The sequence below is a fragment of the Porphyromonas sp. COT-108 OH2963 genome (assembly GCF_000768895.1).
Classification (GTDB): domain Bacteria; phylum Bacteroidota; class Bacteroidia; order Bacteroidales; family Porphyromonadaceae; genus Porphyromonas_A; species Porphyromonas_A canoris.
Window position 1 is genome coordinate 111727 of record NZ_JRAP01000008.1, and the last position, 13178, is coordinate 124904.

The window sequence follows — 13178 nt, forward strand, 5'->3', positions numbered from 1 at the left end:
GCGCCCCGGAGCTATCTCACGATATCTCGCACCCAATGTCTTATCGCAGGAACAAAGGTACAATTTATCCCTCAGAGGATAACCGTAGGAGGAGACACTTTTTTTTCCTACTTTTGTGGTTGCATCTTTATACGGCAGCACAAGGTTACCCATGAACAAAGGCACACCATATATCATCTTGGTAGGTTGTATAGTCCTCGCTCTTACGCTTCTCTCCATTCCGGCAAGAGGAGCAAAGGGAAAAGAGGGCAGGCCTTATACATCCTATCGCTGGGAAGATAGTGTAAAGCAGGAGGACACAATGGCAAAGATCACGGCTCGCAAAGCGGACTCTCTGCCCGTCAAAGCCATAGAAGGCGACTCCTCTGCACGGCAGACCGCTCCGAAAGACAGCCTTCTGAAAGAAACCGTGGCGAAAGACAGCACGGGATCATCGGCGAAAGAGAAAAAAGATAGCGTTGCAGCCGGGAAAGCTGTCTCTACCCGAAAGAAGAGAGGACCTCGTCCGCAGAGTGCTCCATCCGATACCACCGAGCAGTCCGAAGAGACATTCACGGCTCCGATAGAGTTTGAGGCATCGGACTCCACGATAGTATTTCCTAAAAAGAACATGGCTCGTCTGTACGGTAACGCGCAGGTGAAATACACCGAACAAGAGCTTACCGGAGACTATATCCGTATGCTCATGGACAGTGCCTCGGTCTATGCTACGTACAGAGATGTTCCAGATTCGGTGAAAGCCAATACGGAGATCAACTATCCTAAGTTCAAAGACGGCGAACAGAACTATGAAGCCAAGACGATGAACTACAACTTCCGTAGCAAAAAAGGGTACACGACAGACATCGTAACCCAACAAGGCGAAGGCTTCATCATCGCAAAGAAAACTAAGAAGCGGGAAGACGGCAGTATGTTCATGCAGGGAGCAGAGTACACAACCTGCGACAATCATGACCATCCTCACTTCTACGTCTCCATCACAAACTCTAAAGTGAGACCTCAGAAGAACCTCATCTCCGGACCGTTGTACCTTGTCATCGCAGACGTTCCGCTTCCGCTGTTTCTTCCGTTCGGGTTCTTCCCGTTCTCCAAATCGTATGCAAGCGGTATCATCATGCCCTCTCCGGGAGAAGACTCAGAGCTTGGATTCTATATGCGAAACGGGGGATACTACTGGGCTATCAACGATTACGTGGATCTCCAAGTAACGGGAGACATCTACTCGTTAGGCTCTTGGGCGGTGAATGCACAGTCCAACTACGCCAAGCGATACAGATACTCCGGCAGCTTCGACGCCAGCTATCTCAATACTGTACGTGGAGACAAGCTCTCAGGAGACTATAACAAGATCAACAACTTCCGTATATCTTGGCAGCACAGACAGGATGCCAAAGCGAATCCATACCGTACACTGAGTGCAAACGTCAACTTCTCGACCTCCACCTATAACCATAACAATCTGGATGCGCTGTATAATCAGGCAAGAATGGGAGAGAATACGAAAAGCTCCAGTATCAGTTTCACGCAACGTTTTCCCAATAGTCCCATCACCATAAGCGGGTCTATGGATATTGCTCAACGCTCGCAGGACAGTACCATATCGCTTACACTGCCCAACATATCCATAAGTATGAGCCGCATCTATCCGTTCAAGCGCAAAAAGCCGATAGGGAAAGAACGTTGGTACGAAAAGATTCAGCTCTCTTACGATGGTCGCATACGCAACTCGATCACCACGAAGGAGAATAAGCTGTTCCAGTCCAGCCTGGTGAAGGATTGGAACAACAGCTTCGAGCATTCCATTCCGATAAGTGCATCATTCGACTTGTTCGATTACATTAAGATCAGTCCCTCCTTCAGCTATAAGGAGCGTTGGTTTACAAGAAGGATAGAAAAAGCATTCGATCCGGCTAAACAACGTGTCGTGGTATCCGATACAACCTACGGGTTCAATCGTGTTTACGACTTCAACACTTCGATATCCGCCTCCACAACGATATACGGATTTTGGAAGCCTCTTCCGTTCTTGGGCAAAAAGCTGGATATGATACGGCACAGGCTCGAACCCTCTATCTCTTTCTCCTGGCACCCGGATTTCGGAGATCCGTTCTTTGGATTTTGGAAACCTATACGCTATCAGACTCCGGATGGTAAGCAGATGGAGGAGTTTTATTCGCCATTTGAAGGACAGGGTGTTCCCAATAGAGGAAAGTTCGGAGGCATAAGTTTCAATCTCTCTCAAAATATTGAAGCGAAACTGCGAGACAGCAAAGACTCCACCTCTTTCTATAAACGAAGCATCATAGATAACCTGTCTACCGGAATAAGTTATAATATGGCAGCGGATTCGCTAAACTGGAGCGACATCAATGCCTCAATAGCTTTAAGGTTTACAAATACCATAGCTCTCCGTCTCGGTGGTAGCTTTGAGACTTATCTCTACGACTATGAAAAGAATGGAGATAATATCCGTCCGTACAAGACGAATAAGCTACGTATCCTCAATGGTAAAGGCTTTGGGCGTTTCAGGGGAACCAGTACTTCGTTCTCTTACAACCTGAATCAGGATACGTTCAAAAGTATTGCCGACTTCTTCTCGGGCAAGAAAAAGGACAAAGATGACGGAGATAAAAAGGGAGAGAGCGGCAGTTCGAGCTCCCGTGAAAGCGGTATGGACAGCATGGGATCGGGTATGGGTCGAGGTCAGGAACAGGATGGTTCTCTCAAGCGATCACGCTCCAATGATCTGGGTGAATACGATTCCAACGGCTATCTGAAGAGTGATATGAAGTGGAATCTCGGCTTCAACTACTCCATCAGCCTCGGTTACAGCAACGAGTTCGACACTCGGATCAAAGAGTTTAAGTATCAGCTCCGGCACGACCTCTCGCTTAACGGACAGTTTAACCCGACCAAGAACTGGAACTTCAACTTCTCGGCAAACTACAATTTCGAGTTGAAGAAGATCACCAACATGTCTTGCAACATCACGAGAGACCTTCACTGTTGGTCGCTTACAGCAAGTTTCATTCCGATAGGGCCGTATAAATCGTACAACTTTACCATTCAAGTAAAATCAAGTCTATTACAAGATCTAAAATATAAACAGAGTGACACCCCAAAATTCAACACCGCAGAATCCTGGTATTAACCCGGATGAACAACTTCCTATTCAGCAAGAAGAACATCTTTATACCATTTATCCTCCCACTCCTTACCCGAAAACCAAAAACCTTGCACCCGTATGGGTGGCATTGGTTACACTTGTAGGAGTTTATCTGATACTTACTTTCCTCGCTGCTCCACTCATAGTCGGGCTGGATTTTATACTCATGGCGAGTATAACCTCAACCCTATTGGACAATATCATTGTAGCTATCGGTTCTTTCCTTTTGCCCGCAATTGCCCTGAACTATCTTCACCTTAAAGGCTATGGCAATAAGATATTCACCGCCAAGCATGAACAGAAAAAGGGGATGCTTGGGATAGTAATCGCCGCCATAGCCTTAACGATTATTATATCCACTCTTCTGGCTCAAACGATAGAGAAGATCCCTATTCCCGAATCGCTTAAAGCCATACAAGAGTTTTTATCGGAGCCGAATAAGCTGATCTCCGAAATGGCATCAGCGGCCAAGAAGAGCCCTTTTGCCGTGGATCATATTATGTTTTTTGTACTCATTGTAGTACTGGCAGCAGTGGGAGAAGAGTTCTTCTTCAGAGGGATATTGCAGGGTTACTTATATAAAAAGAGCGGAAGAGTACACATGGCTGTCTGGGTTACGGCTGTCATTTTCAGCATCGGGCATCTCGAATATGTAGGTTTCCTCTCTCGTATATTACTCGGAGCCGTTGCAGGCTATACGGCTGTGTATGGTTCTCTGCGCCTTGCCATTCTGGTGCATGCCATCAATAACTTTATCGCATGGATGGCTCTCTATACTTTACCGGAAGATTTCGACTTCTCACCTCTACCGGAACAGCCTCTCCTCTACTACTCTCTACTGGTCGTGGCGGCTATAATATTGATGTTCCCTCTATACCGAGTGATCAAGCGAATGCAAAGAATATCGCATGATTCTTGCATTTCCGGGAAAGAAAAAGTAATTTTGTAGTACAAAGAGGTCATAGATAAACCCTTAGGGGTAAAATATAAGCTACGTCGGGCGATCGGGAAACTCATCAATTATTACAAATTCCGAGATAAGCAGTATATCGTAATGGCGGGCCGCACCTTCGGGCATTGCTTGCAATGATAACAGCGGATTACAAAGCGTTTACTGCCCTCAAATCCTATCTTTCGGAGTTTTTACGTTATCCTCCGGCGTGGCTTTTTTATATACCAAAGGGGTGTACCGAGTCTCGGACTTGGTACACCCCTTTGTTGTATTGCGTGCGAAGGTTCGCCCACCTACTATATGTGATCTCCGTACATTCGTCGGATATAGTTCTGATACTCTCCGGATGTTATGTTGCGTAGCCATTCCGTCTGCTCCAGATACCACTCCACCGTGTAGGCGATGGCTTCCTCGAAAGAGACGGAAGCACTCCACCCCAGCTCTCTTTGCAGCTTTGAGGAGTCTATTGCATATCTGGTATCGTGCCCCAACCTGTCGGGGACGTGAGTAATCAAGCCGAGCGACTCACCCTCTGCTCTTCCGAGCTTACGATCGACCAGAGCAACAAGAAGCCGAACCAGCTCTATGTTGGTCTTTTCATTCCCTCCGCCGATGTTGTATGTACTTCCGGGCTTTGCGCTGTGCAGTATCAAGTCCAATGCCTTGACGTGATCCACCACAAAGAGCCAATCCCTTATCTGCTGTCCGTCACCATAGACAGGGATCTTCTTCTGCTCGACAATGTTCTTGATCACAAGGGGGATAAGCTTCTCCGGAAACTGGTATGGTCCGTAGTTGTTACTGCAATTGGATATTGCCACAGGCAGACCATAAGTGTCTGCATAAGCACGGACGAAATGGTCGGAAGAGGCTTTGCTGGCAGAGTAAGGAGAGTGAGGCTCATACCTGTTCTCCTCCGAAAAAGCAGGATCCGACGGCAACAGCGAGCCGTAAACCTCATCTGTGGAGACGTGCAGAAAGAGACGGGAAGCATCCTTAATATCTTTCCACGCTTTACGAGCGGCATTCAGAAGTGTTACCGTTCCCAGAACATTTGTCCGGACGAATGCCAACGGGTCATGAATACTTCTGTCCACATGGCTTTCGGCAGCCATATTCACCACATGAGTGATGCCGTACCGGTCAAACAAGCTGTCAAGCAGCGAAGCATCCTCTATACTTCCATGTACGAAAGTGAGATTGGGCTGCTGCAACAGCGGCTCTATGTTCTGTAAATTTCCTGCATAGGTGAGAAGATCCAAACATACAAAATGATACTCCGGATATTTGGGTATCATGTAGTGCAGAAAATTGGATCCGATAAATCCGGCTCCACCCGTAAGGAGAATAGTCTTCTTGTCCATATTCCAAAGTTAAGCATTATCTTTGCATCCGCATATAGAACGAGCTATTTGGCAAAGCCCTTTTGCCGTGATGCTTTTCCGGCTCCGATGATCAGAGCCGTCTGTTCTACAGTTATTCCTAACATTGCAAGAGAGGATGTCTGGTCCGAGCAAGCTAAAAGAGAAAGATCTCACAACCGGAGACAATATCGCTTCACAAATCGTACGTTTGGCTCTACCCATATTGGGTACATCTTTCGTACAGATGCTCTACAACTTTACGGACATGGCTTGGCTGGGGCGTCTCAGCAGCGAAGCAGTATCTGCTGTCGGGGCTGTGGCTCTCTATGGTTGGCTGGCAGGCTCTTTGGGACTGCTGACAAAGGTCGGAAGCGAAATCACGATAGCTTACTTCCTTGGCAAAAAGGAGTTCAAAACCGCCTCTCACTACGCCTCTACGAACAGTACCATAGCTTTCTTGTCGGGAGCGTTGGTAACGATTCTCTTCCTTCTCTTCACTCCCACCCTTCTATCCATATACACTCTCGGAGACAGCATAGCCCGGACGGCTGCCGAGTACATGAGGATATACTCTCTCGGATTTCCGTTTTTCTTCATGACGTATGCCTTTACCGGTGCTTACAACGCTTGCGGACACAGCAAACGTCCGTTCATGATCAACTCCATAGGGCTTATAGCGAACATCATTTTAGACCCGATATTCATCTTTGTACTCGATCTCAAGACCGATGGAGCGGCTTATGCCACCATCATTTCCGAGATCTTGGTTTGGGTTCTCTTCTACTACTTCCTCCGCGAGCGGGATCACTTGCTCGGACGCTTCCCTTTCGTCACCAAGCTGAAGTGGGAAACCTGCCGGCGCATCATTAAGATAGGAGCTCCTCCATCGGCTCAGAGTGCGCTGTTTGCCTTCATCAACATGTATATGGGTCGCATTGCCTCTCTTACGGCAGGGCATATAGGGGTTCTCTCCATCACTTCCGGCGGACAGATCGAGGGTATCACTTGGAACACGGCACAAGGCTTCTCTACCGCTTTGGGGGCATTTATCTCCCAAAATTATGCGGCTCAGGCGATGGATAGAGTGAAAAAAGCGTTCCGCTCCACGCTGATCATAACCTCCCTGTTCGGGGTGTTCACCACCATTCTGTACGTCTTCTTCGGAGAAGAGATCTTTGCGATAATAGTCCCCGACCCTGTTGCGTACATTGCCGGAGGGGTCTATCTGAGGATCAACGGCTTCTCGCAGCTCTTCATGATGCTGGAAATCACAACGCAGGGATTCTTTCACGGCATCGGGCGAAGCACTATACCTGCCGCCGTGAGTATCTTTGGCAATCTTGTCCGTATCCCGTTGGCATATACCATTCTCTACTTCTATCCGAGCATAGAGGGCTTATGGTACGCCATAGCGATCTCCACTACACTCAAAGGGCTAACCCTCTTCTACATCCATCTCAGAGTGCAACGCTCTCTTGTTGCACCCGAATAAACGCTCCTTTTTCCTGCTTCCCGGAGGGACTCTAACGCCATGACATCTGACGTGTTGTGTGGAAAGAAATGCGTCCGAATGCTTTTACAACATCTCCTGAACGGGATAAAAAGCTTCTCTGATGCTTTATGAAATGAGAAATCGAGGCTTGATTGGTGTGGTTCAAGATTTGATTTGTACGGTTCAGGGCTTGATTTATAAAAATCAAGAGTCGGTTTTCACCAATCGCGCTTTGAATGAAAGTTGTCGATAGGTTTAGCGGAACTATTTAACAGGTATAGCCACTCTTTTATACCGCTTTATCCTCTGTTCCAAACAGCCTTTCGAGATCCGGACTATATATAAAAACCCCATCTTACGCTTCTCTGTCGGATGTACACAAGGTACAAGAAGTATAAGATGGGGCTTTTTGTATCGAGCTTCTAAAAGCTCATCGGAAAGCAGCATTAGGTTCTCTCCGATAAGCTCTACAAAGCCTTGTATCAGTCTTCAAGAGGTCTGAAGTCGCTCTTTTCGGCTCCACAGATAGGACATACCCAATCATCGGGAATATCTTCAAAAGGAGTGCCTGGAGCGATACCTCCGTCAGGATCACCTATCTCCGGATCATAAACCCAGTCGCAAGGCTCGCAAACATACTTTTTCATTTTCATTTTTGTTATAAAAGATTCAACATAGATGCACCGATGGTGCACTTTAGTAATACAATCAACTTTCGGCAAAGATATAGAAAATCTATTGCTTGTACAATATACAAAGAGAGACGACACTGTCGCCTCTCTCTGTAAAAATCTTTACCAAACCAATACCCTCTTCTCAGGGGCAAGATACATGGCGTCGCCCTCTTTGATTCCGAAGGCTTCGTAGAATGCCGGGATGTTTTTGAGTGTTTGGTTCACTCTCCATTTACCAAGGCTGTGAACATCGAGCTTGGTGAGCCTCAAGATCTCTTCCTTTCTGATGTTTTGTCCCCACAGACGAGCGTAAGCAATGAAGAAGCGTTGATCCGCGGTTTGTCCTTCTATGAGAGGATCTTTTTCGGGCATATTGTTCTTCATTGCCATGTGTGCCACCAAAAGTCCTCCCTGATCCGCGATGTTTTCTCCGAGGGTCAGCTGACCATTTGCACGCACATCGTCCGCAACGACAATCTCATCAAACTGCTTCACAAGCTCTACGGATGCTTCCTTGAACTTCGCTTCATCTTCCGGCTGCCACCAGTTGGAGACATTTCCATCCTTATCGAAGTTGCGTCCCTGATCGTCAAATCCGTGAGTCATTTCATGGCCGATCACAACGCCTATTGCACCATAGTTCACCGCATCATCCGCTTCAAGACTGAAGAATGGAGGTTGAAGAATACCTGCCGGAAAGCATATCTCGTTTGTTGCGGGGTTGTAATAAGCGTTCACTTCATGCGGATTCATCAACCAGCGCTCCTTATCTACAGGAGTACCGAAGTCTTGATCGTTCTTTCCCTTTTCAAACATAGCTATATTTTTGATATAGCCATAAAGAGAGCCGGTATCTTCTTTTATCCCCTCATAAGTGTCCCACTTTTCGGGATAGCCTATCTTCACACGGAAGGTGCTTAGCTTTTCCAAACCCTTTTGCTTGGTCTCTTCGGTCATCCATTCGAGGTTTTGGATGCGTTGTGCAAGCGATTCTTTCAAGTCTTCCACGAGGTTAAGCATACGCTCTTTTGCCTTCGGAGGGAAGTAGGTCTTGGTGTACTCTTGAGCCACAACATGTCCGAATGAGGAGTTTACCAGCTGAACAGCACTCTTCCAACGAGGCTGCATCTCTGTACGTCCCCCCAAGATGCGTCCGTGAAACTCAAAAGAGGCTTTGCGGAAATCGTTGCTCAAGAACGAAGCAGCGTCATCCAAAAGAATCCCTTTGAGGTAAGTGATCGCTCTATCCAAAGGAAGCTCTTGGAACCACTTGTCGAAGCTGTTGAAGTAACCCTCTTGAGCCACATTGATGGTCTCGAATCCGGCAACGGCTTCACGAGGAGCAAAGTAACGCTCGAAAGGGAATTGGAAAGAAGAGATGAGCTTCTTTCTGGTGTACTTGTTGTAGTTCTTGTGAGTGTCTCTAAGCTCTATGCTGCTGTAATGCATACGTGCAAGCTCTGTCTCTACCTCCAATACCGTTTTGGCTTTCTCCTTTGCAGCTTCCGGCTCTATGCCTTCTGCCAACACGAAAAGAGAAGAGAGATAGTCTATATAAGAGTTTTGAAATTTATCCAGACTCTCTTGTTCGAGGTAGTAGTCCCTATCCCCCATTATGAGTCCGCCTTGAGTAAGATGCAGGATATTGGTGTTGCTGTCTTCATTATCCGCATAGACATAGTCCGAGAAGAACGGATTGTCGCCATGAAGATTGGCTTCTGCAAGATAGGCAACAAGATCCTCCTTGGAAGAGAGAGCATTGATCTTTTCAAGATCCTGCTGTATGGGAGCGGCACCATCGGCATTGAGCTTTGCGCTATCCATAGCCATATTGTAAAGGAGTGCCGCTTTATAAGCGTCCGTTCCGGGCTGAATATCTCCACTGCTCATACTTGTGATGATGCGGCGGACAATATTTTGCGCACTGTCTCTGAGTACATCAAACGTGCCGTAGCGACCATATTCGGGTTTAAGCGGATTTGCCTCCATCCACTCCGTATTCACGAAGGCGTAAAAGTCTTCTTGAGGTTCCGGCGTGACTTTCTTCTTGGTGCATCCTGTGAGGATAAAAGATGCAACCACTCCTGTAAAAAGAATCTGTTTAAGGTTCATGATTTTTCTGTTTAAGTTATCTGAATGTAGAAAATATATTTGTGCTCTTTTCAATATAAGCAATTTACGTTTCAAAAGTACAAAAAATAGTCGCAGGCTATAACTGGTATCTTTAAGAATAACAACCCTTTTTCAGTAATAAAATGCCATTCAAGAGAACATTTATATTTAATTACGATATTCTTTGTTAATCAAATATCTTTTTGTATATTAGGGGCATCACCAAAAGTTATCTGCTATGAAAGTGCATGAGACATCGTATAGAGAAGAGTTTCTATTGAATCATGTTTCTGTAAAGAGCCTATGGAATCAGATCTCTACATCTAAAGGATTAGCAGATTGGTTTGCGTACAATGTGGAGAGGAATGCGGATCAGTTTATATTCTTTTGGGATAAGAAGAACATGTCAACAGCATTGCTCATAGTCTCCGATCCCGAAAGATTTATCTCCTTTCAGTGGGAAGACGAAGCTCCGAACAGTCAAGAAGCGCGCTATCTGTCCTTTGAGATCATTAAGGCAGAAATATCCGGAGCGGTCTCTCTACTCGTAAGAGATGATGCTCTTTCCACAGAAGATCCAAGTGCCGATGCTATCTGGAGCAAGCACATATCACAGTTGAAGAAAAGCCTTGGCTTGATGTGATTACTCTTCGAAAGTATCTCTACCGGAGATAAAAAAGAAACAAACAAACGGCTGATAAGAGCCAAAACAGACCGCCGAGACTTTTACGAAAAAAACAATGATCTTATGCAAAAAACCGATACAGATGCAACCACATCCGTATCGGTTTTCCTATTATTCTCCGAGAAGCTTTCGCTTCCGGTCCGAATTACTTGCGAACTACTCTCTTGTAGCCATACTGAGCAAGTTCACCAAGCTCTTCTTCTATGCGAAGAAGCTGGTTGTACTTAGCCATACGGTCCGAACGGCTGAGAGATCCGGTCTTAATCTGTCCGGAGTTTGTAGCCACTGCGATGTCTGCAATGGTTGAGTCTTCAGTTTCGCCCGAACGGTGAGAAGTAACGGTAGTATAGCCGTGACGGTGTGCAAGCTCTATGGTATCCAATGTTTCGGATAGCGTTCCGATCTGGTTCACCTTAACAAGAACAGAGTTAGCGCATCCCAACTCGATACCCTTGCGTAGGAACTCTACGTTGGTAACGAACAGGTCATCACCCACAAGCTGTACCTTATCGCCTATTTCGGCTGTAAGCTTAGCCCATCCGCTCCAGTCGCCTTCGTCCATACCGTCTTCAATAGAGTCAATAGGATACTTAGCCACAAGCTCTTTAAGGTATGCCACTTGTTCGTCAGAGCTACGCTTGGCGCCTTGAGGGCCTTCAAACTTAGAATAGTCATATACACCATCTTTGTAAAACTCTGAAGCCGCACAGTCCAAAGCGATACGAACATCTTCCCCCGGCTTGTAACCTGCCTTGCGGATAGCTTCCATGATAGACTCGAGAGCATCTTCCGTACCGGAAAGAGCAGGAGCAAAACCACCTTCATCACCTACTGCGGTAGAGAGGTTACGGTCATGAAGCACTTTCTTAAGGGCATGAAAGATCTCGGCACCCATACGCAAACCTTCACGGAAAGAAGGTGCGCCCACAGGGCGAATCATAAACTCTTGGAATGCGATAGGCGCATCGGAGTGAGAGCCACCATTGATGATGTTCATCATAGGTACAGGCAATACATATGTGTTAGTACCACCGATGTAACGGTACAACGGCATACCGAGATACTCTGCTGCTGCCCTGGCTACTGCAAGAGATACACCAAGCATGGCATTTGCTCCGAGTTTAGACTTGGTCTTAGTGCCATCGAGCTCCAGCATTACGCGGTCTATCTTTCTTTGTTCAAGTACAGAGTAGCCTATAATTTCCGGTGCAATCACAGTATTGATATTCTCTACTGCCTTAAGTACACCCTTTCCGAGATAGCGGTTCTTGTCTCCGTCTCTAAGCTCAAGAGCTTCATTCTCACCTGTGGATGCTCCCGATGGAACAGCTGCACGTCCCATTACGCCGCATGCCAAGTGTACATCTACCTCTACTGTTGGGTTACCTCGCGAGTCTAACACTTCGCGTCCGATTACTTTGATTATTTCCATAAAAATGTTTTTAGTTTGAACTACGACATTTATCTCTTTTATATCTGTTCAAAGATAGTAATATTTGTCGAGACTCTCCCTATTATTTACTTTATTACACCCATCTCTTTGCCCACTTTGATGAAAGCGGCGATGGCTCTGTCCAGTTGCTCTTGAGTATGAGCAGCAGAAAGTTGCACACGGATACGTGCTTCGCCTTTCGGCACTACCGGATAGTAGAATCCTGTTACGTAGATACCCTCCTCCAACAGACGGGCTGCGTAGTCTTGCGAAAGCTTGGCATCGTACAGCATGATGGCACATATCGCACTCTGTGTAGGCTTGATGTCGAAGCCGGCATCCACCATTCTTGTGCGGAAATACTCTACATTGGACATCAGAGTGGTGTGTAGCTCATCGCTTTCGTTCAGCATCTTGAACACTTCCAAAGATGCTCCCACCACTGCGGGAGGTATAGAGTTGGAGAAGAGATAAGGACGGCTTCTCTGGCGAAGCATGTCTATGATCTCTTTAGGACCGGTTGTAAACCCTCCGATAGCACCTCCGAATGCCTTTCCGAGCGTACCGGTGTGGATGTCTATACGTCCGTAGCAGTCGTACTTCTCTGCCACACCTCTACCGGTGGCACCTACCACTCCGGCGGAATGACACTCATCCACCATCACAAGAGCATCGTACTTCTCTGCAAGATCGCATATCTTGTCCATAGGGGCTACGTTTCCATCCATCGAGAAGACACCGTCCGTAACGATGATGCGATGGCGTTGGGCTTGAGCCTGTTTGAGGCACTCTTCCAGCTCTTCCATGTTTGCATTGGCAAAGCGATACCTTTTGGCTTTACACAAGCGCACTCCGTCGATGATGGAAGCGTGGTTGAGAGAGTCGGATATGATGGCATCCTCTTCTCCGAAGAGCGGTTCGAAGACACCGCCGTTGGCATCGAAGCAGGCAGCATAAAGGATTGTGTCTTCTGTCTTGAAGTAGCGAGCGATCTCCTGTTCCAGCTCTTTGTGAAGATCTTGCGTACCGCAAATAAAACGTACGGAGCTCATACCGTAACCGTGGCTTTGGATAGCCTTGATGGCTGCATCCTCTACTCTTTTATTGTTACTGAGTCCGAGGTAGTTGTTTGCACAGAAGTTCAGTACGCTCTTTTCTGTTCCGTCCGCGCCTTGAACCTTAATTTCAGAATACTGAGGAGTGGTGATGATTCTTTCATTCTTGTACAGACCTGCAGCTTTAATCTCAGAAAGCTCACCTTGCAAGTGCTGTTTCATTTTTCCAAACATAAATCTTAGGTT

The 13178-nt window shown here is 46.7% G+C and carries 9 protein-coding genes; 4 read left to right on the top strand and 5 right to left on the bottom strand.

The genetic code is table 11. The annotated features are described in order from the left end of the window. Nucleotides 1-151 precede the first annotated feature (151 nt). On the top strand, nt 152-3151 hold the full coding sequence (locus HQ39_RS04200; RefSeq protein WP_036864041.1) for a putative LPS assembly protein LptD: 3000 nt from the start codon (nt 152-154) through the stop codon (nt 3149-3151). Continuing rightward, a complete protein-coding gene (locus HQ39_RS04205) occupies nt 3111-4115 on the top strand; it encodes a CPBP family intramembrane glutamic endopeptidase (protein ID WP_036864044.1) in 1005 nt (334 codons plus the stop codon). Before HQ39_RS04200 ends, HQ39_RS04205 begins: the two co-directional genes overlap by 41 nt. A 299-nt stretch (nt 4116-4414) precedes the next feature. On the opposite strand, the gene rfbB is transcribed toward HQ39_RS04205, so the two are convergent. Beyond that, nucleotides 4415-5482 carry a dTDP-glucose 4,6-dehydratase gene (gene rfbB, locus HQ39_RS04210; protein WP_036864046.1) on the bottom strand — a complete coding sequence of 356 codons (1068 nt, stop codon included), beginning with the start codon at nt 5480-5482 and terminating at the stop codon, nt 4415-4417. Between the two features lie 136 nt (nt 5483-5618). On the opposite strand from rfbB, the gene HQ39_RS04215 reads away from it, so the two are divergent. Further along, on the top strand, nt 5619-6974 hold the full coding sequence (locus HQ39_RS04215; protein WP_036791551.1) for an MATE family efflux transporter: 1356 nt from the start codon (nt 5619-5621) through the stop codon (nt 6972-6974). A gap of 482 nt (nt 6975-7456) precedes the next feature. Here HQ39_RS04215 and rd read toward each other — a convergent pair whose 3' ends face one another. After that, nucleotides 7457-7621, bottom strand: a complete 165-nt coding sequence (gene rd / locus HQ39_RS09400; RefSeq protein ID WP_081964567.1) for a rubredoxin — start codon at nt 7619-7621, stop codon at nt 7457-7459. Between the two features lie 147 nt (nt 7622-7768). Next, nucleotides 7769-9760, bottom strand: coding sequence for a M13 family metallopeptidase (locus HQ39_RS04225; RefSeq protein WP_036845649.1), 1992 nt, complete (start codon nt 9758-9760; stop codon nt 7769-7771). A gap of 238 nt (nt 9761-9998) precedes the next feature. On the opposite strand from HQ39_RS04225, the gene HQ39_RS04230 reads away from it, so the two are divergent. Beyond that, a complete protein-coding gene (locus HQ39_RS04230) occupies nt 9999-10403 on the top strand; it encodes an START-like domain-containing protein (RefSeq protein WP_052079433.1) in 405 nt (134 codons plus the stop codon). Between the two features lie 187 nt (nt 10404-10590). Here HQ39_RS04230 and eno read toward each other — a convergent pair whose 3' ends face one another. Next, entirely contained in the window at nt 10591-11877 is a 1287-nt protein-coding gene (gene eno, locus HQ39_RS04235) for a phosphopyruvate hydratase (protein ID WP_036864050.1), read from the bottom strand. Nucleotides 11878-11963: 86 nt separating this feature from the next. Beyond that, entirely contained in the window at nt 11964-13166 is a 1203-nt protein-coding gene (kbl, locus tag HQ39_RS04240) for a glycine C-acetyltransferase (protein WP_036791540.1), read from the bottom strand. Between the last annotated feature and the right edge of the window lie 12 nt (nt 13167-13178).

Coding starts and splice junctions, on each gene's coding strand:
- HQ39_RS04215 (WP_036791551.1), top strand. CDS start 5,619: ATGTCTGGTCCGAGCAAGCTAAAAGAGAAAGATCTCACAACCGGAGAC.
- rfbB (WP_036864046.1), bottom strand. CDS start 5,482: ATGGACAAGAAGACTATTCTCCTTACGGGTGGAGCCGGATTTATCGGA.
- rd (WP_081964567.1), bottom strand. CDS start 7,621: ATGAAAAAGTATGTTTGCGAGCCTTGCGACTGGGTTTATGATCCGGAG.
- HQ39_RS04200 (WP_036864041.1), top strand. CDS start 152: ATGAACAAAGGCACACCATATATCATCTTGGTAGGTTGTATAGTCCTC.
- HQ39_RS04230 (WP_052079433.1), top strand. CDS start 9,999: ATGAAAGTGCATGAGACATCGTATAGAGAAGAGTTTCTATTGAATCAT.
- HQ39_RS04225 (WP_036845649.1), bottom strand. CDS start 9,760: ATGAACCTTAAACAGATTCTTTTTACAGGAGTGGTTGCATCTTTTATC.
- eno (WP_036864050.1), bottom strand. CDS start 11,877: ATGGAAATAATCAAAGTAATCGGACGCGAAGTGTTAGACTCGCGAGGT.
- kbl (WP_036791540.1), bottom strand. CDS start 13,166: ATGTTTGGAAAAATGAAACAGCACTTGCAAGGTGAGCTTTCTGAGATT.